Source organism: Streptomyces sp. NA02950 (genome assembly GCF_013364155.1).
Lineage (GTDB): Bacteria > Actinomycetota > Actinomycetes > Streptomycetales > Streptomycetaceae > Streptomyces.
Map to the genome: position 1 here is coordinate 7,908,149 of NZ_CP054916.1, position 22,103 is coordinate 7,930,251.

Here is a 22,103-nt window from a genome sequence, read left to right on the forward strand (position 1 = left end):
GCCGTCCGGGCCGATGCCGCGCAGGACACGTCCGCGGTGGTCGTAGACGTAGGCGTAGGAGGTGCCGTTGCGGTCGGTCTAGGATGTGATGCGGTGTGCGTCGTCGTACCGGTAACGCAGCGGTTTGCCGGTGGAGTTGATGACTTCGCTGAGGTCTCCGGCTTCGTTGTAGCCGTAGCTGAGCAGTGTGGTGCTGTGCTGGTGGTTCTGGCCGTGGAGCAGGCGCAGGGCGGTGATGCGCAGGAGTGTGGGGTCGGTGTCGATGGCGATGCGGTAGCCGCCGGAGTGGTTGATCTGTGTCGGTGTGCCCTGCTCGTCGTAGCTGATGGTGATGCGGTCGCCGTCGCCGGTGCGGTCGGTGATGGCGGTCAGGGCGAGTTCGCGGCCGGCTGCCGGGAGGGGGGTGAAGTGGAGGGTGCGGTTGTGTTCGGGGGCGGTGATGGTGAAGGTGCCGTTCGGTTTGCCGTCCCAGCACAGCGGCCAGCGGGGGCCGGAGGTGGGAAGTGTGGGCACGTCCTGCCGCGGCACGGGATAGGTGAGCAGCATGCCGTCGTCGGATATGTAGACGACCCCGGCGTCATCGATCTCAAGGCGCTGGTCCAGTGTTCCGGCCCAGGTGCGGCCGTACCAGCCGCCACAGGGGTGCCCGGAGACGTAGTGCCGTTCCAGGACGAGGGGGAGCGCACCGGGCAGGGTGGTATCGGTGGCGAACATGACCATCTCACCGGTGGTCACGTCGATCGGCTCACCGGCGGTGCACTTCTTGTTGCCGGGGGTGCAGCCCTGGTTCGGGTTCTCGTCGGTGTGTCTGCGTGCCTTGCCGTCGCGGCTCAGGGCCCGTTCGCGGTTGAGGAGGCGTTGGGCGGCGTTCTTGGCCACGGTGCCGCCGCGGCGGATGGCGCCGGTGCCGCCGGTGGCCAGTGCCAGGAGGAGGTCGGGAGTGAGCTGGCCGGCGGCGCGGGCGGGGTTGCGCTGCCATTCGTCCCAGTTGGTGACGGCTTTGGCGAACTCCTTGGGGTGGTCGACGGCGTAGGCGACCCCGTCGGCCATGCCCGCGAGGCGTAGCCCGGCCCCTTGCGGTCCGTCCTCGACGAGGTACTCGAATTCCTTGTACCAGCCGTGGGCGGTGTCCTTCGCGCCGCCGAAGAAGTCTCCCAGCTTCTGTTTCAGGGCATCCACGCCGCCGGGGGCCGCGGGTTTGTCCGGGGCTTTCTCCCTGGCGGTGTCGAGTGTGCGCTTGGCCGCATCGACGACGAGTTCGAGTTCCGCCTCCAGTTTGTCCAGGCGCTTGTAGCAGGCGTCCAGCGCGGCCATCCCCGGGTCGTTCTCCGGGGGCTTTTCCGGCAGGGGATCGTCCTTGCGGTCCTCCGCCTCGCTGTAGTCCTTCACCCGCTGCCAGTAGTGCTTCGACGCCGCCCGCGCGTCGTCGGCGTCGTCGATGATCGGCTTGACCCGCTTTTGCACCGAGCGCAGCTTCCCGGCATAGGAATCCAGCGCACCGGCGGCGGAGGTGAAGTACTTCTTCGCCGAGGACAGTTCCTTGGGCAGCTTCTCCGTCGCGCCCTTGAAGCCCTCTGACGCCGCACCGGTCCAGTTCATCAGGGCCAGCACATCGAGCTGGTCGACCCCGTCCTGGAACGCCCCGGCGTAGGCGCGGAGTGTGACCGCCAGGTCCTCGATCTTGGTGGGGCTGCCGGGGATGACGTCGGAGGGTTTGGCGTTGGGGGGTATGCGCTCGTTCGTGCCGCCCTCGGTCGCGTCCTTCTGCGTCATGCGGTCACTCCCTTGGACCCGCCGTCGGCTTCCCAGCCGCCGTCGTAGCGCAGCCGCGGGTTGGCCGCGGCCGGCGTTGGTTCGCGATCCCGCTCAGGCGAACTCGAGCTGTCCCCACCCCTGAACACGTGATCAATACCCCCGAACACGTGATCAATCTTCGCATGGGGGAGTGGCGCTTTTGGCCGACGGGCACGCGGTCGTGCTGGAGAGCTCGCCTGGCTCCGCCGTCGGAACCAAGGCCACTCCCGACAGCTCGAGAGGGGCAGCGCGAGGGTCTCGGCGTTGCCGGCTTGTTGAACTTGACGCCGGATTCAATTATAAACGAGCGAGAGGCCGGCTCCGTCCCCCTGCGGTCCGGACGAGGCGGACCGACAGGACGCATGGAGGCGACATGAGGGAAGCAGTCATCGTTTCGACGGCGCGGACGCCGATCGGGAAGGCGTACCGCGGTGCGTTCAACGACACCCAGGCGCAGGAACTCGCCGCCCATGCCCTCTCGCACGCGGTGCGGCGTGCCGGGCTCGAGGGAGGCGAGGTCGAAGACGTGATCCTCGGCTGTGCCGTGCAGCAGGGGTCCTCCGGTGGCAATGTCGCCCGCCAGGCCGCTCTCCGTGCCGGACTCCCGGACACCGTGTCGGGGATGACGGTCGACCGGCAGTGCTCGTCGGGCCTGATGGCGATGGCGACGGCCGCCAAGCAGATCGTCGGCGACGGTATGCAGGTCGCTGTCGGCGGCGGTGTCGAGTCGATCTCCTTGGTGCAGAACGACCACATGAACACCCATCGCATGGCCGATCCCTGGCTGGTCGAGCACAAGCCGAGCATCTACATGCCGATGTTGCAGACGGCGGAGATCGTCGCCGAACGCTACGGCGTGAGCCGGGAACGCCAGGACGAGTTCGCGCTGGTGTCGCAGCAGCGCACGGCGGCGGCGCAGCAGGCCGGGCGGTTCGACCAGGAGATCGTCGCGCTCGACAGCGTCAAGAAGGTCCTGGACAAGCAGTCGGGGGAGGTGCGGGACGAGGCCGTGACCCTGACCCGGGACGAGGGCAACCGGGCGTCGACCACACTCGAGGGCCTCGCCGGGCTGGCGCCGGTGCTGCCGGACGGCCAGGTGACGGCGCGTTCCAGCGTGACGGCGGGCAACTCCTCGCAGCTGTCGGACGGGGCCTCGGCGTCGGTGTTGATGGAGTCGAAGGAAGCCGAGCGGCGCGGACTGGAGCCACTGGGCGTGTACCGGGGCATGACCGTCGCCGGTTGCGGGCCGGACGAGATGGGGATCGGTCCGGTGTTCGCCATTCCGAAACTGCTGAAGCAGCACGACCTCACCATCGACGACATCGGGCTGTGGGAACTCAACGAAGCGTTCGCTTCCCAGGCGCTGTACTGCCGTGACGAACTGCACATCGATCCGGAGCGGTTCAACGTCAATGGCGGCGGGATCTCGGTCGGCCATCCGTACGGGATGACCGGTGCCCGTCTGGTGGGGCACGCCCTGATCGAGGGCAGGCGCCGGGGTGTTCGGTATGTGGTGATCTCGATGTGCGTCGGCGGCGGAATGGGCGCGGCCGGGCTGTTCGAGGTCGCTTAGGTCCTCATGAGAGCCGGCGGCTGCCGTCGTATCGGCCGGTGGGAAGCCGGCTGTGAGAGAGAGGGGTCCTGGTATGGACACGGTGCCGAGCGTGGTGGAAAGGGCCCGAACGGCGGTCCTTGTGGACTTCGGCGGGGTTATCACCTCCAGTGTGTTGCGGGCTTTTTATGACTTCGGCGCCTCGCTCGGCGGCGACCCGCGCCTACCGCTGGACCTCCTCGGCCGGGACGAGTCCGCACGCACCCTCCTGGTCGACCACGAGTGCGGCCGTATCGACACCGAAGCCTTCGAGCGAGGATTCGCCGAGCGTCTCCGTGCCCACGGCGCCGATGTACCGGCCGAGGGGCTGACGGCCCGGATGCAGGCGGGGATGTCGATCGACCAGGATGTCCTCGCCCTGCTGGGTGATCTTCGCGCCGCCGGGTATCCCGTTGCGCTGGTCTCCAATGCGTTCGGGAACGGAACCTACGATGGCGTCGACCTCGCCGCCGTGGCTGACGCGGTCGTCATCTCCGCGGAGGTCGGGATCCGTAAGCCGTCCCGGCGGATCTACGCCATCGCCTGTGAACGCCTCGGTGTCTCCCCCGAGGAGGCGGTCATGATCGACGATCTGCGGCAGAACCTCGACGGAGCGGCGCGGATCGGAATCGGGGGCGTGCTGCACACCAGTGCCGCGGACACCCGCCGCCAACTGGCCGAACGCTTCGGGATCACCGTCTGACCGAGGCGAGCCGCCGTACGCGGTGCGCGGTAGTGCGTCGCCGTGTCCGCGGTGGGACGGGCGCTACGCACCTTCGGACACTCCAGCCACTCCGGCCTCTTTCCGTGTCCTAACACTTGAAGCTGAGGCCGGATTCAAGTCTACTGCTGGACGAGGGTGAGGTCCGTGCCCGATCACCTGCTCACACCCCTGGAAGGCACCGCCCATGTCCAGTGTTTTCGACCCGGTCCGCCGCCACGCCGCTGAGACTCCGGACCACATCGCGCTGCGCGGCGGTGCGGATCAGTGGACCTACCGGCAGCTGCGTGACGCGAGCGCACGGTACGCGGGTGCCCTGGCCGCCGAGGGCCTGTCGCCCGGGGACCGGGTGCTGCTCGTGGCGCCGTCGGTACCCGAGTTCGTGGTGGCCTACCTCGGGATCCAGGCCGCCGGCTGTGTTGCGGTGCCGATCAACACGATGTCCACCCGGGCCGAAGCCGAGTACGTCCTCGGCGACGCCGGTTGCTCGTTGGCGATCGCATGGCACGGCCTCGGCCCCGCCGTCGCCGAGGCGGCCGAGGCGCTCAAGGTGCCCTCCTGGACGCTGACCCCGGGCGCGCCCGTGCCCGATACCGCAGCCACCCCGGTCGTCGACCGGGACCGCGATGAGACCGCGGCCATCCTGTACACCTCGGGTACCACGGGACGGCCGAAGGGCGCCCAGCTCACGGTCGGGAACCTGTTGTCCGCCGGGGAGATCGGCGCCCAGTGCTGCCGCGGATCGAGCGCCGACCGTACCGGCACCGGACTCCCGCTGTTCCACGTGTTCGGCCAGGCGTCGGTCATGATGGCGACCTTGACCGCGGGCGGCTCGCTGTCGTTGCTGGCCCGATTCGACCCGGCGTCGATGCTGGAGATGCTGCGCCGCGACCGGCTCACCATCATGGCCGGCGTACCGACCATGTGGAACGCGATCCTGAACGCGTCGGGTGATGCGGACCCGGCGGACTTCGCCGGACTCCGTGTCGCCGTCTCCGGCGGCGCGTCGCTGCCCGGGGAGATCGCCCGGGCCTTCGAGGCCCGCTTCGGCTGCGTCATCCTCGAAGGCTATGGGCTCACCGAGACCACCGCGTTGGGCACCTTCAACGACATCGACCGCGGCGGCAAGACCGGCTACACCGGCCGGGCGGTCCCGGGGCTGCGGGTCCAGGTGCGTGACGTCGACGGCAACGAATGTGCGCCGGGTACCGTCGGCGAGGTCCACATCAAGGGGCCCACGGTGATGCGCGGCTACTGGAACCGGCCGGCGGACACCGCCGCGGCGATCTCGCCCGACGGCTGGTTCCGGACCGGCGATCTGGGTGAAACCGACACGGACGGCGACCTGCGCATAGTCGACCGGATCAAGGACTTGATCATCCGCGGCGGCTACAACGTCTACCCCGGTGAGGTCGAGGAAGTTCTCTACGACCACCCGGACATCGTCGAGGCGGCCGTGATCGGCGTTCCCGACGACCACTACGGCGAGGAAGTCGCCGCGCTCATCGCCGCCCGGCCCGGTTCGGAGCTCGGTGCCGACGAGGTGTCGAACTGGACACGCGAGCGACTGTCCGCCTACAAGGTCCCGCGCATCATCCGGTTCGTCGACGAGCTGCCCAAGGGCCCGAGCGGGAAGATCCTCAAGCGTTCCATCGACCGTACGGAGCTGGCCCGCGCCCACGCGCCCGGCGATGTGCCGGCCCGCCGGGGCTGAACATCCTCCGCCGGACGAGTGGTGTCGCGTCCCGCGCTGGAACGGCTATGGCGCGCAGCGGAGTTGGCCGGGTACGGCGCCGACCCGTCCTGAGGCGTCTTCCGCGCCGTTCGCGGTCGCCGGAACCGACCACGCGTCGCGCGCACCAGGGGGCCCGCTTTCATGGCTCTGACGTCGGATTCAAGTACACTTCCCCGGATGGACACCACCGCGCCCGAGGAGAATTGCGGCGAGGAGGCACCGCCGATGGCGCCTCTCTCGTCGCTTCGCGAACCGCCCGCGACGAAGCGTGGAGCGCGGACCCGCGCCGCCTTGGTGAAGGCCGCGCGGAAGGTGTTCGAGCGGGACGGTTACCTCGACACCCGCCTGACCGACATCACCAAAGAGGCCCGGTGTGCGGCGGGATCCTTCTACACCTACTTCGCCAACAAGGAAGAGGTGCTTGCCGCCGTCCTCCTGGAGGCGCAGGAGGACATGATGCACCCCGGCATGGGCCGGGTGCAGGGTACCGACGATCCGTACGCGGTACTCGAGGCGAGTAATCGCGCGTATCTCGAGGCATACAAGCGGAACGCGAAGCTGATGGGGCTGCTGGAGCAGGTCGCCCAGGTGGAGCCGGAGTTCCAAGAGTTCCGGCGTCGGCGTGCGGATGCGTTCGTCCGCCGTAACGCCCGCGGCATCGCCGACCTTCAGACGCGGGGGGTCGCTGACCCCGGGGTCGATCCGATGATGGCCTCCCGCGCGCTGTCGGGCATGGTCAGCCTGATGGCCTACAACACCTTCGCGCTCGGCGGAAGGCAAGGCGAAGGTGCGCCGGTGGACTTCGAGGAACTCGTCTCCACGGTCACCCGGCTCTGGGCGAACGCCCTGCGGTTCCCCGGCCACCGCTGATCCGGTCCCGCTGATCCGGCCGTAGTACCCGCCGTTGCGGAACCTGCCGCCCGCGACCGCTCGACGGGCGGTCGCCCGGTGGCCCTCTCCCGTGTGTCCGGTGACGGGCGCCGGTCCGCTTCTGGATCCCCGTGGGGCGAGGCGCTCTCCGCCACGTGGTGAGGCATCCCCAGCTATTGAACTTGACGTCGGATTCAATTATACAGATGGGGCGGGACCACGGTCATGTCTCGGACCGTGCCCCTGTACCGCAAGCCCGGCCACGGAGAGGGTTCGCTGTGAACGTTGCGCAAAAAGTCGCCATCGTCACCGGTGGCGGTGGTGGCATCGGCGGCGCGCTGGCCACCCGGCTCGCCCGCGAAGGAGCCCGGGTCGTCGTCGCCGACCTCGACGCGGATACCGCACGGGCGGTATCCGAGAGAGTCAACGCCCACCATCCGGGCGGCACGGTCAGCGCCGGCGCGGACGTGTCGGACACCGCCCAGATCCAGCAGCTGATCGCCCTGGCGGAGAGCTCCTTCGGCCCGGTCGACCTCTACTTCGCGAACGCGGGCATCGCCGGGGCACCCGGCCTCGACGCGAGCGAGGACGACTGGGACCTGTCCATCGACGTGAACCTGCGAGCCCATATCCGCGCGGCGAGGCTGCTGGTGCCGGGATGGCTCGAGCGCGGCGAAGGCTACTTCGTCAGCACCGCCTCGGCGGCCGGGCTGCTCACCCAGATCGGCTCCGCCACGTACGCCGTCACCAAGCACGCGGCCGTCGGCTTCGCCGAATGGCTGAGTGTCACCTACGGCGATCGTGGGATCCGCGTCAGCTGTCTGTGCCCCATGGGGGTGAACACCACGTTGCTGTACTCGGGGAAGGACTCCGGGGACGTCCTGGGGGCAGCGGCCACGCGGGCCGTCACATCCGCGGGGGACGTCCTCGAGCCGGCCGAGGTCGCCGACATCGTCCTCGCCGCGATCGAGGACGAGCGCTTCCTGATCCTGCCGCACGAAGACGTTCTGGACATGTACCGGCACAAGGGCTCGGACTACGACCGGTGGCTGCGCGGGATGCGCCGCTACCAGAGCTCCCTGCTGGAGCAGACATGACCGGCTCGCCGGACGAGCTCGTCCTCGCCGAACACCGCGGGCCCGTGCTGGTGCTCACGTTCAACCGGCCCGCCAAGCTGAACGCCTGGACCGGTGAACTCGAAGACCGCTACTTCACGCTGCTCGACGCCGCCGAGGACGACCCGGACGTACGCGCCGTCGTGGTCACCGGCGCGGGACGCGGATTCTGCGCCGGTGCGGACCTCCAGCAGCTGCGGTCGGTCGGCGAGATCGGCGAGGTCTCTGCGGAGGACATGGCGCGCCGCCGGCCCCGCGACGTGCCGCTGACGCTGCGCAAACCGCTGATCGGCGCGGTGGGCGGGGTCGCCGCGGGCCTGGGCATGGTCGAGGCGCTCTACTGCGACATTCGCTTCGGCTCGCCCTCGGCCCGGTTCACCACGGCCTTCGCGCAGCGCGGGCTGATCGCCGAGTACGGGATCTCCTGGCTGTTGCCCCGGCTGGTCGGGCACAGCAGGGCCATGGACCTGTTGCTGTCGAGCCGCATGGTGGACGCCGAGGAGGCGTTCCGCATCGGACTCCTCGACCACCTGGTCCCCACCGGCAGTGTGGTCGACGCCGCTGTCGCGTACGCCGCCGATCTGGCGGCGCGCTGCTCCCCGGGCTCCATGGCCACCATCAAGAGCCAACTGCGCGACGACGCGGACGGCACCTACGCCGACTCGGTGACCCGGGCGGAAGGCCTCATGCTCCAGGCCTTCCGCGGGGCGGATGTCATCGAAGGCGTGGCCAGCCATCTCGACAAGCGCCCACCGACCTTTCCCTCCCTACCTGCCAGGAGTTCAGATGTCCCTCTTTGATGTGTCGGATCGCGCCAAGAAGTACCAGGCCGATCTGCTCGAGTTCATGGATTCGCACGTCTACCCCGCTGAGGCGGTGTACCACGAGCAGATGCGCGCGTCGGGCGACCCGAACTTCCATCCGCCGATCATCGAGGACCTCAAGGCGGAGGCACGCAGGCGCGGACTGTGGAACCTCTTCCACCCGCACCCCGAGTGGGGCCCGGGGCTGACGAATCTCGAGTACGCGCCGCTGGCCGAGATCATGGGGCGCAGCCACATCGCCTCCGAGGCATGCAACTGCAACGCTCCGGACACCGGCAACATGGAGGTGCTCACGCTGTTCGGCAGCGACGAGCACAAGGAGAAGTATCTGAAGCCCCTGCTCGACGGGACGATGGCTTCGGCGTTCGCGATGACCGAGCCGCGGGTCGCCAGTTCGGACGCCACCAATATCGAGCTGCGGATGGAGCGCGACGGCGACGAGTACGTGCTCAACGGCCGCAAGTGGTTCGCGTCCAACGCCCTGCACCGCAACTGCAAGGTGCTCATCGTCATGGGGAAGACGGATCCCACCGCTGCCCCGCACCGGCAGCAGTCGATGATGGTCGTACCCATAGACGCCCCCGGGATCACGGTGATGCGCGGGCTGCCGGTGTTCGGCTACCAGGACCGTGAGGGGCACGCCGAAATCGACTTCGCCGACGTACGGGTGCCGGCCAAGGACGTACTCAAGGGCGAGGGCGAGGGCTTCGCGATCAGCCAGGCCCGGCTCGGGCCCGGTCGTATCCACCACTGCATGCGGGCGATCGGTGCGGCCGAGCGGGCGCTGGAGCTGATGTGCAGGCGCGCGCGGTCACGGGTGACGTTCGGCCGTCCGGTCGCCGACCGGTCCAATATCCAGGACTGGATCGCGGAGGCGCGTATCGACATCGAGATGATCCGCCTGCTCACGCTCAAGGCCGCGTATCTGATGGACACGGTCGGGAACAAGGAAGCGCGCACCGAGATCGCGGCCATCAAGGTGGCCGCCCCGGACATCGCGTTGAAGATCGTCGACCGGGCGATCCAGGTGCACGGGGGAGCGGGAGTGACCGATGACTTCCCGCTGGCGATGATGTACGCGCACCTGCGCACGTTGCGGCTGGCGGACGGTCCCGACGAGGTCCACAAGCGGGCCATCGCCAAACACGAACTGCGGCAGTACCCCGACGGGGCCACCGCGGCGGAGAGCGGCACGGGCACCCCGGCCACACGGCAGCGGTGAACTGAGATGGCGGGACTCGCTCCCACCGGTCGCCCGGCCGGAATCGACCCCGGGGCGGTGAGCCGCTGGTTCGAGGCCCTCTGCGTCGACTTCGCCGGTCCGCTTGTCTTCGACCGGATCGGGCTCGGCCAGTCGAATCTGACCTACCTGGTACGGGACCAGGACGGCCGCCGGTGGGTGCTGCGGCGCCCACCGCTGGGTCGCCTGCTGGCCTCGGCGCACGACGTGGCACGCGAGGCGCGGATTCTGACCGCGCTGGAGGGCACCGCCGTCCCGACCCCGCGGGTGTTCGGGCTGACCGAGGACACGGCCGTGAGCGACGTCCCGCTGCTGCTCATGGAGTTCGTGGACGGCCTGGTCGTCGACACGATGCCGATCGCGCGGTCGTTGGCGCCCGAGCGCCGCCGGGCGATCGGGTTGTCGCTGCCGCGGACGCTGGCGAAGATCCACGCGGTTGACCTCGAGGCGGCCGGGCTGACCGGTCTGGCCGGCCACAAGCCGTATGCGCAGCGTCAGCTCAAGCGGTGGTCGGGCCAGTGGGAGAGGTCCAGGACCCGCGAGCTGCCCGCCCTCGAGGACCTCACCCGGCGCCTTGCCGCGGCCGTCCCGGAGCAGCGCGAACTGACGCTCGTACACGGCGACTTCCATCTGCGCAACGTCATCACCGCCTACGACAGCGGCGAGGTGACCGCGGCGCTCGACTGGGAGCTGTCGACGCTGGGGGATCCGCTGGCGGACATGGGCAGCCTGCTGGCGTACTGGCCGGAACCGGGAGAGGAGGAGACCGGGGGCGATTTTGCCGCCTCCGTCCTCGAAGGCTTCCCGGACCGTGCCGAGCTCGCCCAGGTGTACCTGACCGAAACCGGCCGGGACCCGGCTGCACTGCAGTTCTGGCATGTGCTGGGCCTGTGGAAGGTGGCGGTGATCGGCGAGGGTGTGATGAGGCGAGCGATCGACGAACCGAAGAACAAGAGCGCGACGGGCACGCCCACGGTGGCACGTATCGATGCAATCGTGGACAAGGCGTGCCGGATCGCCGATGAAGCCGGGATCTGAGCGGTACCGGCGATATCGACCAGTGCGGAACACCGGCGGGCGGCCGGTCCGGCGGTACGCCGGACCGGCCGCCTTCCGTCACACCGGATCGTCGTCCGGGCGTGCCCCGGCCCCCGTGAGGATCCGGGCCTCGGTCTCGGCGAACTCCGCCCCGCCCGGCTCCCCGCGGTCCAGGACCGATCCCAGCCAGCCCAGGAGGAACCCGAGCGGGATCGAGACCACCGCGGGGTTGCTGAGCGGGAAGACCACGAGGTCCACGGACGGCAGCAGCGAGGCCGCATCTCCTGACATCGCGGGGGAGAGCAGCACCAGCAGGACAGAGGAGAACAGTCCCCCGTACAGGCCCCAGAGCGCCCCGGTGGTGGTGAAACCCCGCCAGTACAGGGTGTAGACGAGGGCCGGCAGGACGGTGGACCCCGCGACGGCGAAGACGAGGCCCACCAGGAACGAGATGTTCAGGCCCTGGGCGTACATGGACAGCCCCGTCGCGGTGAGACCGAGGAGCACTACCGCGCCCTTGGCGACGAGGAGTTCACTCTGCTCCGATGCCGTACCGCGCTTGAACCCGGCCTGGTAGAGGTCGTGCGCCAGCGCGGTCGAGGCGGCCAGCACGGTCCCGGCGACCACGGCCAGGATGGTGGTGAAGGCGACACATGAGATGACGGTGAGCAGGAACGGCCCGCCGAGGAACTCGGCCAGGAGCAGTACGGCCGAATTCCCCGAAGCGCTGTCGGCCGTGATGTCCTCGCGGCCGAGCAGCGCCACCGCGCCGAACCCCAGCACCCCGGCCATGAGGCAGAACGCCAGTGTCAGATAGGCCGCCCACTGGACCGAGCCGCGCGCCGCACGCGCGGTGGGTACCGCGTTGAGCCGCATGAGCAGGTGCGGCAGTCCGGCGGCGCCCAGGACGAGCGCCAGCTGAAGGCTCAGCGAGTCCAGCTTGCCCGTACCGTCGTCGCCGTACCGCACGCCGGGTTGCAGGAGCGCCTCCCCCAGGCCGCTGCCGTCCGCCGCCCGGTTCAGCAGCTCCGCCGGGTTCCAGCCGACCTTCGACATCACCAGGACGGCCAGGACGATGCCTCCGGCCAGCAGCATGACGGCCTTGACCAGCTGCACCACGGTGGTGGCCCGCATACCGCCGATCACCACGTAAATGATCATCAGTACCCCGAGCGAGGCGACCACCGCCTGCTGCGCGCCCCGCCCGGTCAGACCCAGGATCGGTGCGGCCAGCACCCCGGCGCCGACCAGTTGGGCGATCAGGTACGCCAGGGAGATGACAAGTGTGGTGACCCCCGCGGCCCGGTGCACCGGCCGCGGGCGCAGACGCCGCGCGAGGACGTCGCCGACCGTGTACCGCCCGGTGCTGTGGAACGGCTCGGCGATCAGCAGAAGTATCACGATCCAGGCGACGACCGGTCCCAGGAGATAGGCGATGCCGTCGTAGCCCGTCAACGCGATCAGGCCGGGGGTGCCGAGCAACGTCGCGGCGGACATGTAGTCGCCGAAGAGGGCGATACCGTTGCGCGCCGGGGCCAGCAGGCCGTCGCCGATGTAGAAGTCGCCGGGCGTGATGCGGTCCGACGCGACCCAGATGGCCAGGAAGAGGGTGCCGGAGACGAAGATGGCGAAGACCACGAACACTGGGAACGATCCGGTGTCGGTGAGCCGCTGCGCTGTGGTCACCGCGCGTGCCTCCGCTGCTTGGCCTGCGCGCCCAGGCGGCTCCCGTGGTCCAGGACGGTTGTGGCGTGACGGGCGTACCAGCGGATCGCCCAGACGGTGGTGACGCACTGGAACAGGGCCAGACCCAGACCGAAGTTCAGCGGTCCGGCGACCTGTACGGCCATCACGCTGCGCACCTCGCTGGCCAGCAGGGCGTTGATCACGTACAGGCCGACGACGACCCCCACGACGGTGAAGACCGGGCGCCGGCGTGCCGCTCGCAGCCGCCGCAGGTCCGGGTCGGCGGGGTGAGGTCCGACGGGGGACGGAGCCGGTTCCCGCCGCGGACCCCCGTAGTCGAGACCGCTGCGATAACGGCCCAGCGCCTCCTGGGGATCGTGTTCGGGACGTTCGGGCATGCGGCTCATGGTGTGTCCTGGGAACGGGAACGGATGATCACGGGGAGCGGGGCTACGCGATGACGTCGGTCTTCAGCTCTCCGTCCGCGTACTGCCTGCGCAGGGTCTTCTTGTCGAACTTGCCGACCGAGGTCTTCGGCACCTCGTGTACCAGCGCCCAGCGCTCCGGGAGCTGCCATGCCGCGACCTTCCCGGCCAGGAAGCCGCGCAGCTCCGTATAGGCCACCGTGCGGCCGTCCCGGAGCACCACCGTGGCCAGGGGGCGCTCTCCCCACTTGTCGTCCGGGACGCCGACGACGCATGCCTCGGCCACGTCCGGATGGGCCATGAGGTGGTTCTCGAGCTCGACGGAGGAGATCCACTCCCCGCCGGACTTGATCACGTCCTTGGCCCGGTCGGTGAGCGTGAGGAAGCCGTCGGCGCTGATCATTCCCACGTCACCGGTGCGCAGCCAGCCGTCGTGGAACTTCTCGGGGTCGTTGTCGAGGTAGTACGAGCCGGTGATCCACGGGCCGCGCACCTCCAGTTCGCCCACGCTCTTGCCGTCCCAGGGCAGAACGGCCCCGTCCTGGCCGATGAGCCGCGCCTCCACCGGTGCCGGGAAGCGGCCCTGGCTGAGCCGGTAGCGCCAGGCGTCCTCGCCCTCGGCGCCCTCGGGCGGACGGGCGAGGGTGCCCAGCGGCGACATCTCGGTCATGCCCCAGACGTGCAGCAGCCGGATCCCCAAGCTGTCCTCGAAGGTCCGCATCAGGGAGGGCGGACAGGAGGAGCCGCCCACGACGGCCTCCTGGAGGCTGGAGACATCGGCCTCGGGGTGCTCCAGGACATGGTTGGCCAGGCCCTGCCACACGGTGGGCACACCGCATCCCTTGGTGGGTCGGGAGGCGGCGATGAACCCGGCGAGCGGCGCGGGGGCCAGGAACCTGTCGGGCATGGCGAGCGAGGCTCCGGTCAGGAACGCCGCGTACGGCAGGCCCCAGGCCTGGGCGTGGAACTGCGGGACGATGACGAGCAGCCGGTCCCGGGCGGAGATGTCCATGACGTCGGGCAGGCTGATGCCCAGTGAGTGCAGGTACAGCGAGCGGTGGCTGTAGACGACCCCCTTGGGGTTGCCCGTGGTGCCGGAGGTGTAGCACATCCCCGCTGCCTGGTTCTCGTCCAGGTCGGGCCAGTCGTAGCTGTCCGGCCGGTTCTCCAGCAGCCGTCCGTAGTCATGGACGTGCGCCGGGCCGTCGGGCAGGGCCGAAGCCGGTGCCTCTCCGCTGACGATGATGTGCCGCACCGTGGGCATATCGGGCACCAGCGCGGCGAAGGCCTTCAGCAGGGAGCCGTCGACGATGACGACGGTGTCCTCGGCGTGGTGGGCGATGTAGGTGAGCTGTTCCGGGAAGAGGCGGATGTTCAGGGGGTGGATCACGGCGCCCATGGCGGGCACGGCGAGATACGCCTCCAGGTGCTCCTGGTTGTTCCACATGAACGTGGCGACCCGGTCGCCCGGCCGCACGCCGAGGTCGGTCAGTGCGTGCGCCAGCCTGGCGGCGTTGCGGCCGACGCGGGCGAAGGACGCACTCCTGGTGCCGTCGTCGGTGGCAGTGATCACTTCGCTGTCACTGTGCAGGCGCGCGCCGTTCTCCAGCAGCCTGCGGACCAGCAGCTGCGTGTTCTGCATGGTGCTGGGAACAAGGGGACGGCTGGACATCTCCAAGGTCATCCTTTGCGTCGGGGCAACGGCTCAGGTGTGAGGGGTGCCGGGCGCGCGGTGGGGGACGGCGGCGGAGGAGCCGGCGGGCCTCGTGGCGTGATCTTGGGGGCAGCCGGTGCGCATGGGTAGCTCCAGGGGGAGGTGCCACTTCGGAGGTCTCCATTCGGAGATGGTCCCGGCCGCGGCGGCAGGTCAGGATGCAAGGCAGTAATGTGCGTGGCCGCCGCTGGTCCGCTCCCCGGGAGGCGACCTACCATGACGGACGTGGCAGACAAGAGACAGAACGAGCCAATGCCCGACGTTCTGCTCGAGCTCACCGAGGGATACGGCGAGATCCTTGCCATGCTCGACCAGTCCATCGCGATGCGCCGGATCGTGGACGAGGTGCCTGAACTCAGCGGGGTGGACGTGGCCTGGCTGGGCGAGCCGGACGGCGGGGACCGCATCGTGCTCGGCCACACGGTCAACGCGCGGACACCCGCTGTGAACGGTCTGGTCGTACCCCACGGATGCGGGCTCGGGGGGCAGGTACTCCTCCGGCGCCGCCCGCTGTGGGTCAGTGACTACCGCCGTTCCGACACCATTACGCACGACTTCAACGCCCAGGCCGAGACGGAGGGCCTGGGAGCGATGATCGCGGTGCCCGTGCTCCACGAGGGCCGGCTGCTGAGTGTCCTCTACGGCTCGAACCGCGAGACCTCCGCGCTCGGCGACCGCACCACCCAGGCCCTGGAACAGGCGGCGAGCCGGGCGGCGACCGCCGCCGTGACGGCGGAGCGCGCCCGCCACGCCGCCGAGATCGCCGTGCACGAGGAGCGGCGCCGGATCGCGCTGGAGCTCCACGACACGGTGGGAGCCATGCTGTTCTCCATCGGGGCGGGCATCCGCACCCTGGCCGACGAGCTGCCGGACGGGGACAGCGCGCACACCCGCCTCAACGACCTCAAGGAGCAGGCCACCCAGGCCGCCGCCGCGCTGCGCGTATCGCTGCACGCGCTCAGCGCGCCACCGGAGCAGGTGGCCCTCGGCGTCGCGCTGCGCGGCGACTGCCGGGCGTTCCAGGAACGCACCGGGATCATCGCCCGATTCATCACCGTCACCGAGGTGCCCAGCCTTTCCCCGGCCCATATCAAGGCGTTCAAGGACGTGACGCGGGAGGCGCTGCTGAACGTCGAGAAGCACGCACGGGCCCGCTCCGTCGTGGTGAGCGCCTTCACCTTGTCCGGGGGCGTGTGCGTGACCGTCGCCGATGACGGCGTCGGCCCGCCGCCGGCGTATGGGTTCTCGGGCGGCCTCGGCCTGTCCGCCATGTCCGAGCGCCTGGGACGGCTGGGCGGCGAGGTCCATGTGCTCCGCAACGAGGACGGCGGCGTCAGCGTGCAGGCGTGGATTCCGGCATGAGCGAACCGACCGTACGCGTCCTGGTCGTGGACGACCACCCGATCGTCCGGGACGGCGTCGCACTGGCGCTGGGGAACACCTCCTGGATCACCGTGTCCGGATACGCCAGCTCCGGCCGGGCCGCGATCAGCGAGGTCGAACGGCTGAAGCCGGATGTCGTCCTGCTCGATCTGCGGCTGCCCGACATGCTCGCCCCCGAGGTGATCCGGGGGATGCGGACGCATGTGCCCGGCGTCAAAGTGGTGATCTTCACTGCCTTCCCCGACCACGCGGCCTTGCAGGAGGCGCTCGACGCCGGAGCGCATGCCGTCGTCGTCAAGGACGCGGACCGGTCCGATCTGGTGGACGTCGTCCGCCGTGTCCACGCCGGGGAACGGGTGGTCCGCACCAGCCCGGAAGATCTCCTCAATGCGCTGCTGACCAAACGGCTGAAGGACAGCGGCCTGACCCGGCGCGAGTACGAGATCCTGCGCCGGGTGGCGATGGGCGAGACCAATCCGGAGATCGCCGACGTCCTGGGGCTGACCCGGAACACCGTCAAGACGTATCTCCAGCGGACGCTGGAGAAGCTGGGCGCACGCAACCGCGTCGAGGCTCTCGCCCGCGCCAGTGAGCGCGGCATCCTCTAGGGCCCTCTAGGGCCCGCTTCAAAGGGGCCGCCGCTCCCGACGCCTGGCACGGCACCACCTCGCCGCGTTGTCGCCACTCGCACCGTCCGCGCACCGGGCGGCGGTCACGCCACCGGGGCGCTCCACTCCCACAGCTCGTCCTCGTCGGTGCGCAGTGCCCGGAGCCCCTGGTCACGGGAGAGCACGCCCTCGTCCCGGTCCGCCCACAGCAGCTTGGTGCGCCAGTGCAGGCCGGCCTCCTCGGTGATGCCCATCGCGCCGTGCAACTGGTGTGCCGCGGCGGCGATTTCGGTGGCGGAGCGGGACGCCACCTCGCGGGCCGTCAGGAGCGCGAAGTCCCGTGCCCGCGCGTTCGGCCGGCCCAGGCGGCGGCGCGCTTCGTGCACGGCCGTCTCCAGCTGGCGCAGGGCGAGGTCGAGCTCACCGGTGAGGGTCCGCACGGCGGGAATCCTGATGAGCGGGCGGCCGAACTGGACGCGCTCGGTGACATGGCGGCGGGCCTGCGCGGCCGCTCCCTGGGCTGCCCCCAGGATCTCCTGGAGCAGGAGGAGTTCGGCGAGGAGCACCACGGGGCGGCGCCCGCGGTATCCGTTGTCGAACGAAAGAACGCACGGGCGGCCCGCGAGGTCCGTCACCCCGGCCGTCCGTCCGCCGACGGCGGGCGTCCGTACGGCGCCGTCCGCGCTGATCAGTACGTCCGCGGCCGGATGCCATACGCCGTATGCCGTGGGGTGCACGGCGATCACGTCCGCGGGCAGTTCCTCCGTGGCCGCGTACCGGGACACCAGTGTCTGCCTCAGCGGCAGTGCGAACCCGGACCGCGCCAATGCCTGGACGGCGCCGCAGGCCGCGTCCAGTAGATCCCGGCACTCGGGTGATCCGAGGTCCTCGGCACCGTCCAGGATCCCGGTCCAGCCCAGCTCGACCGCCTGCCGCCAGTGGGCCTGGAACGCGTCGGTCGCGCGGAGGTCCTCGCCCGCCCGCGGGCGGGCCCAGGCCTCGGTGACCTCGGTCACCGAGGCCTCGAGGGAGGTGTCGAACTCGTCAAGGGGACTCATCACTTCCGGCCCTTCGCGATGACGGACAGCATGACCTGCGCGGCTCCGCCCCTCAGCCCGAAGGCCGGGGACGCGGTGACGGCCTGGTCGTACAGTGCGCGTACGGACCTGTCGGCGTGCGGGAGCAGCGGACGCGCCCACTCGATGACGTCCCGCTCGAAGCTGTTGCCCAGGTACTTGCTCATCGCCGCCCGTGCCACCGGGGTGTGCCCGGCGTCCATGGCGAGGGCGGTCTCCAGCGCCCAGCGGCGCAGGATCGTCAACCGCCCGGCCAGCGCGCGGAGTTCACCCAGAGCGATGTCATCGGCGATGCCCGCACGCACCACGGCGGCCAGCAGCGGGTAGGTGGACAGATACCGCTCGGGGCCGCCGCGTTCGAACGACAGCTGGCCGACGACCTGCTGCCAGCCGGCGCCGATCCTGCCGATGACCCGATGGCCGGGGACGTGGACGTCCTCGAGCACCGTTTCGTTGAAGTGGTGCTCGCCGCGCAGATCGAGGATCGGGGAGAGGGTGATGCCGGGGCTGTCCATGTCGAGGACGAACTCGGTGAGCCCCGCGTGCTTGTCCTCCTCCTTGGAGGTGCGGGCCAGCAGATAGAGGTGGGTGGCGCGGTGGGCGCCGCTCGTCCAGATCTTGCGGCCGTTGACGCGCCACCCGTCGCCCTCGCGCACGGCGGTGGTGCGTACCGCGGCCAGATCGGACCCGGCGTCCGGCTCGCTCATACCGAGCGCGAAGCGGTATTCGGCGCGAGCGAGCCCCGGGCAGAACTCCTCCTGGAGTTCGCGGGTGCCGTGCCGCAGCAGGCTGGGGCCGAGCTGCCGCTCCCCGACCCAGTGGGCGGTCACCGGGGCACCGGCGCGCAGCAGTTCCTCGCTCACGGCGAGGCGGTCGACGTTGCTGCCCTCCGCGCCGCCGAACTCCTTCGGCCAGGTCACGGCGAGCAGGCCGCGTCGCCCCAGCTCCTGGCTGAACGCGGGGTCGTAGCCGCTCATCCACGCATCGCAGCGCGGTGTGAAGTCCCACTCGGCGAGGAGTTCACGTACCCGGCGGCGCAGCTCGCCGGAGGTGCCGGTCACGACGGGGTCACCTCCCCTCGAAGCGCGGGGCGCGCTTGGCCCTGAAGGCCGCCATGGCCTCGGCGGAGTCCGCGGTCGACTGCACCACGGCCTGGTGGGAGGCGATGAGGTCCAGGGAGGTCCGCAGGTCGGCGTGTTCCCCGGCGCGTACCGCCCGCTTGATCAGCTGCACGGCGACGGGCGGCTGGGCGGCGAGCGTCGCCGCGAACTCCGCAAGCCGGGCGCGGAGCTCACCGGCCGGATGCACCTCGTCGACCAGACCCCAGTCCAGGGCGCGGTCGGCGTCGACGAACTCGCCGGTCCACAGCAGCCGCAGCGCCTTCGAACGGCCGATGACGCGCGGCAGATAGTGGCAGCCGCCGTCGCCCGGCACCAGGCCGACGCGGACATACCCCTCGGACAGCCGGACGGTGTCCGAGGCGATGCGGTAGTCACACATCAGCGCCATGTCCATCCCCGCCCCGACGGCGACGCCGTTTACCCCGGCGATCAGCGGCTTGGTCAGGTCTTCGGCCGCCCGTGCGACGGGGTGCACTTCGTCGGTCATCAGACGGCGGTTGTCCAGCGGGGTGGCCTCGGTACGGCGGCCGATCGGCCCGGTCAGATCGGCGCCCGAGCAGAACGCGTCCCCGTTGCCGGTGAGAACCACGACGCGTACCGCATCGTCCTGCTCGAACCTCCGGTACGCATCTGCCCAGTGGCGCAGCATCTCGCCGGTGAACGCGTTCTTGCGCTCGGGACGGTCGAGCACGATCCAGCCGATGTCATCCTGGGCGTACACCCTGAGTCCGGTGTCAGCGTCGGTCATCCATGGCTCCTTACCAGGGGAGGGGTGAACGCCTGCGAAGGTGGCCCGGGCCACGCGGCCCACCACCCGCTCAGGCGTCCGCGGTCGGCAGCGCCGGGTCGCAACCCACCTCGGCCAGCACCTCTTCGGTGTGTTCACCAGCCCGCGGGCAATGCCGCCGCAGACCGCCGGGTGTCTTCGTGTAGCGCACCGGCGGCGAGACAAGCCGGTAGGCGCCTTCGGTGGGGTGCTCGACGGTGCGCAGCAGCCCGCCCTCCCGGGCGTACGCACTGCGGGTGGCCTCTTCGAAGCTGTACACGGGGTGGGCCGGGATGCTCACCTCGTCGCAGAAGCGCTGCCACTCGCCGGTGGTGAACTGCGGCGTCAGCTCCCGCATATGTGCGTAGAGGTCGTCGGCATGCTCGGCACGCCGGGCCATCGTGGTGAAGCGAGGGTCGGAGCTGAGTTCCGGGCGGCTCGCGTGAGTGAAGAAGTCACGCCAGTTGCGGTCGTTGTACGGCAGGATGCACATCCAGCCGTCGGCGGTGCGACATGCCTTGCGCTCCGCGCTGAGGACGCGTGGATAGCCGAAACCGGGCTCCTCCGCGGGCTCCAGCGAGGCGCCTGTCAGATGCTCGACGAGGTTGAAGGCGAGCATCGTGTCAGCCATCGGGACCTCCACCCGCTGTCCGGCGCCGGTGCGGTCCCGATGGCGCAGCGCGGCCAGCACCGACTGCACCATCACCAGGCCGCAGAGCTTGTCCGCGAGCACGGTCGGCACGTAGTACGCCTCACCGCTCATCTGCTCGTTCAGCCACACCAGCCCGGAGGCGGCCTGGAGGATGTCGTCGTAGGCGGCGTTGTCCGCCAGCTGCGAATCGCTGCGGAAGCCCTGCGCGTTGACGTACACCAGCCGTGGGTTCTCCTCGGCCACGTCGTCGTACCACAGGCCGAGCCGGCGCAGGGACCGTGGGCGGACGTTGGTGATGAACGCGTCCGCGGTACGCAGCAGAGCGCGCAGCGCGCCGGGCCCGTGCGGGCTCTTGAGATCGAGTTCGATGCTGCGCTTGTTGCGGTGGAGATTGAGCGCGGCACCGCCCATGCCCGGGTTCCGCTGGGGCTGGAAATGGCGGGTCGGGTCCCCGCCGGGCCCCTCGACCTTGATGACATCGGCGCCGAGATCCCCCAGCTGCTGACCCGCGTACGGGCCCATGATCATGGTTGCGAGTTCGATGACCCGCAGTCCGGCCAGTGGCCCGTGCGGTGCCGTGTCGTCCCGTCGCCCGTCGGCATGCTCATGCGGCATACGTAGCGCCTCCTGCGTCCCTTCAGGAGCCCGGCTCCGGACAGTCCCGGCCGGACGTGTGCTGTGCACCATTCAACGCAGCGGCATTGAGTCATTGCCAATACTTCTTCGGGGCGTATTCATATGGTTCTCCCTATGGATCTGACACAGAGAGTCCTCGAACAGTTCGTCGTCCTGGCCGAGGAACGGCACTTCGGGCGGGCCGCCGAGCGGTTGTCGATGAGCCAGCCACCCCTCAGCCAGGCCGTCCAGCGGCTGGAACGGCGGCTGGGGGTGACCCTGCTGGAGCGCAGCACCCGCACGGTCCGGCTCACCCCGGCCGGCGACGCCTTCGCCCATGACGCCCGGCATCTGCTGGAGGCGCAGAACGCCGCGGTCGAACGGGCGCGGCGGATCGCCCACGGCACCGAGGGCGAACTGCACCTCGGCTTCATCAGCGGTCTGGCCTACACGTTCCTCCCGGGCGTACTGCGCCTGTCGCGCGCACATCTGCCCGACCTCAGGATCCATCTGCACCAGCACTCGTCCGCCGAACTCGTCTCCAGGGTCCGGTCCGGAACCATCGACCTGGCCTTCGTCCGCGGACCCCTCGCGGACACCGACGCGCTCACGCTGCGCGCGATCGAGGGAGAGCGGCTCTGTGTGGCGCTGCCCGCGACCCACCCCCTCGCCGACCGCGAGCAGCTGCGCCTCGCCGACCTGGCCCACGAGGATGTCGCGCTGCCCTCCCTGACGGCTCTCGCGGGGCTGGCCGAGCAGGTGGTGACCGCCTGCCGCGCCGAGGGCTTCGCGCCACGCGACGCCGCGCGGGCGGACAGCCTCTCCGGTCTGCTCAGCCATGTCGCGGCGGGTCACTGCGTATGCCTGGTGCCGGAGCAGGTACGGAGCGGCGCGCTGCCCGGTGTCACCTTCCGCTCGCTCGCGGACACGGACACCTCGGGGCACCTGACCCTCAGCGTCCTCGCCGCGACGCGCGCGGGGCACGACGACCCCGCGGTGCGCCGGATCCTGGGCCTTCTCGCGGTGCGGAACCCGGAGGGCTGACACCACCGGCCCCGGACCGTCCGGGCATGTGATCCGCGGCACGGGCCTTGTCCTGCGCTGATTTCACGGCCACGATGGACCGGCC

Annotated in this window: 19 protein-coding genes; 11 read left to right on the forward strand and 8 right to left on the reverse strand. The window is 70.1% G+C overall.

All coding sequences use genetic code 11. From position 1 onward, the window contains the following. Nucleotides 1-78: 78 nt before the first annotated feature. Nucleotides 79-1,773 (reverse strand): RHS repeat domain-containing protein, encoded by a 1,695-nt coding sequence (locus HUT19_RS43510; protein ID WP_254885932.1) that lies wholly within the window; start codon nucleotides 1,771-1,773, stop codon nucleotides 79-81. A 394-nt stretch (nucleotides 1,774-2,167) separates the two neighbouring features. On the opposite strand from HUT19_RS43510, the gene HUT19_RS34475 reads away from it, so the two are divergent. From HUT19_RS34475 to HUT19_RS34510, 8 genes are all read left to right on the forward strand, one after another. Then, nucleotides 2,168-3,367 carry an acetyl-CoA C-acyltransferase gene (locus HUT19_RS34475; RefSeq protein WP_176184214.1) on the forward strand — a complete coding sequence of 400 codons (1,200 nt, stop codon included), beginning with the start codon at nucleotides 2,168-2,170 and terminating at the stop codon, nucleotides 3,365-3,367. A gap of 73 nt (nucleotides 3,368-3,440) precedes the next feature. Further along, nucleotides 3,441-4,088, forward strand: coding sequence for an HAD family phosphatase (locus HUT19_RS34480; RefSeq protein ID WP_176184216.1), 648 nt, complete (start codon nucleotides 3,441-3,443; stop codon nucleotides 4,086-4,088). Nucleotides 4,089-4,293: 205 nt separating this feature from the next. Then, on the forward strand, nucleotides 4,294-5,820 hold the full coding sequence (locus HUT19_RS34485) for a class I adenylate-forming enzyme family protein (protein ID WP_176184218.1): 1,527 nt from the start codon (nucleotides 4,294-4,296) through the stop codon (nucleotides 5,818-5,820). Nucleotides 5,821-6,018: 198 nt separating this feature from the next. Beyond that, nucleotides 6,019-6,711, forward strand: coding sequence for a TetR/AcrR family transcriptional regulator (locus HUT19_RS34490; protein ID WP_176184220.1), 693 nt, complete (start codon nucleotides 6,019-6,021; stop codon nucleotides 6,709-6,711). 278 nt (nucleotides 6,712-6,989) lie between these two features. After that, entirely contained in the window at nucleotides 6,990-7,808 is an 819-nt protein-coding gene (locus tag HUT19_RS34495; RefSeq protein WP_176184222.1) for an SDR family oxidoreductase, read from the forward strand. Then, entirely contained in the window at nucleotides 7,805-8,626 is an 822-nt protein-coding gene (locus HUT19_RS34500) for an enoyl-CoA hydratase-related protein (protein WP_176184224.1), read from the forward strand. Before HUT19_RS34495 ends, HUT19_RS34500 begins: the two co-directional genes overlap by 4 nt. Next, entirely contained in the window at nucleotides 8,613-9,872 is a 1,260-nt protein-coding gene (locus HUT19_RS34505; protein ID WP_176184226.1) for an acyl-CoA dehydrogenase family protein, read from the forward strand. The genes HUT19_RS34500 and HUT19_RS34505 overlap by 14 nt, the downstream gene beginning before the upstream one ends. A gap of 6 nt (nucleotides 9,873-9,878) precedes the next feature. Beyond that, complete coding sequence (locus HUT19_RS34510) at nucleotides 9,879-10,928, forward strand: phosphotransferase family protein (protein WP_176184228.1); 1,050 nt, start codon at nucleotides 9,879-9,881, stop codon at nucleotides 10,926-10,928. A gap of 78 nt (nucleotides 10,929-11,006) precedes the next feature. Here the strand turns inward: HUT19_RS34510 and HUT19_RS34515 are convergent, their stop codons facing one another. Genes HUT19_RS34515 through HUT19_RS34525 form a run of 3 tightly spaced genes read right to left on the reverse strand, consistent with a single transcriptional unit; the run spans nucleotide 11,007 to nucleotide 14,711 of the window. Then, entirely contained in the window at nucleotides 11,007-12,614 is a 1,608-nt protein-coding gene (locus HUT19_RS34515; protein ID WP_176184230.1) for a cation acetate symporter, read from the reverse strand. Continuing rightward, nucleotides 12,611-13,012 carry a DUF485 domain-containing protein gene (locus HUT19_RS34520; RefSeq protein ID WP_176184232.1) on the reverse strand — a complete coding sequence of 134 codons (402 nt, stop codon included), beginning with the start codon at nucleotides 13,010-13,012 and terminating at the stop codon, nucleotides 12,611-12,613. Before HUT19_RS34520 ends, HUT19_RS34515 begins: the two co-directional genes overlap by 4 nt. 52 nt (nucleotides 13,013-13,064) lie before the next feature. Beyond that, complete coding sequence (locus HUT19_RS34525; protein WP_176184234.1) at nucleotides 13,065-14,711, reverse strand: long-chain fatty acid--CoA ligase; 1,647 nt, start codon at nucleotides 14,709-14,711, stop codon at nucleotides 13,065-13,067. A gap of 267 nt (nucleotides 14,712-14,978) precedes the next feature. Between HUT19_RS34525 and HUT19_RS34530 the strand changes: the two genes are divergently transcribed. Beyond that, nucleotides 14,979-16,115 (forward strand): GAF domain-containing protein, encoded by a 1,137-nt coding sequence (locus HUT19_RS34530; RefSeq protein WP_176184236.1) that lies wholly within the window; start codon nucleotides 14,979-14,981, stop codon nucleotides 16,113-16,115. Beyond that, nucleotides 16,112-16,744, forward strand: coding sequence for a response regulator transcription factor (locus HUT19_RS34535; protein ID WP_176184238.1), 633 nt, complete (start codon nucleotides 16,112-16,114; stop codon nucleotides 16,742-16,744). The genes HUT19_RS34530 and HUT19_RS34535 overlap by 4 nt, the downstream gene beginning before the upstream one ends. Nucleotides 16,745-16,848: 104 nt before the next feature. Here HUT19_RS34535 and HUT19_RS34540 read toward each other — a convergent pair whose 3' ends face one another. The 4 genes from HUT19_RS34540 to HUT19_RS34555 form a co-directional block, all read right to left on the reverse strand. After that, a complete protein-coding gene (locus tag HUT19_RS34540; RefSeq protein ID WP_176184240.1) occupies nucleotides 16,849-17,802 on the reverse strand; it encodes an acyl-CoA dehydrogenase family protein in 954 nt (317 codons plus the stop codon). Continuing rightward, a complete protein-coding gene (locus HUT19_RS34545) occupies nucleotides 17,802-18,881 on the reverse strand; it encodes an acyl-CoA dehydrogenase family protein (protein WP_217712313.1) in 1,080 nt (359 codons plus the stop codon). Before HUT19_RS34545 ends, HUT19_RS34540 begins: the two co-directional genes overlap by 1 nt. A gap of 7 nt (nucleotides 18,882-18,888) precedes the next feature. Beyond that, the gene (locus tag HUT19_RS34550; protein ID WP_176184242.1) at nucleotides 18,889-19,689 is read right to left on the reverse strand and encodes an enoyl-CoA hydratase/isomerase family protein; all 801 of its coding nucleotides are present in this window, start codon (nucleotides 19,687-19,689) and stop codon (nucleotides 18,889-18,891) included. Between the two features lie 70 nt (nucleotides 19,690-19,759). Then, nucleotides 19,760-20,974: a CaiB/BaiF CoA-transferase family protein gene (locus tag HUT19_RS34555; RefSeq protein ID WP_176184244.1), complete on the reverse strand. Its 1,215-nt coding sequence runs from the start codon at nucleotides 20,972-20,974 to the stop codon at nucleotides 19,760-19,762. Nucleotides 20,975-21,109: 135 nt separating this feature from the next. Here HUT19_RS34555 and HUT19_RS34560 point away from each other — a divergent pair, with 135 nt between their 5' ends. Continuing rightward, nucleotides 21,110-22,018: a LysR family transcriptional regulator gene (locus HUT19_RS34560; RefSeq protein WP_176184246.1), complete on the forward strand. Its 909-nt coding sequence runs from the start codon at nucleotides 21,110-21,112 to the stop codon at nucleotides 22,016-22,018. Nucleotides 22,019-22,103: the final 85 nt, after the last annotated feature.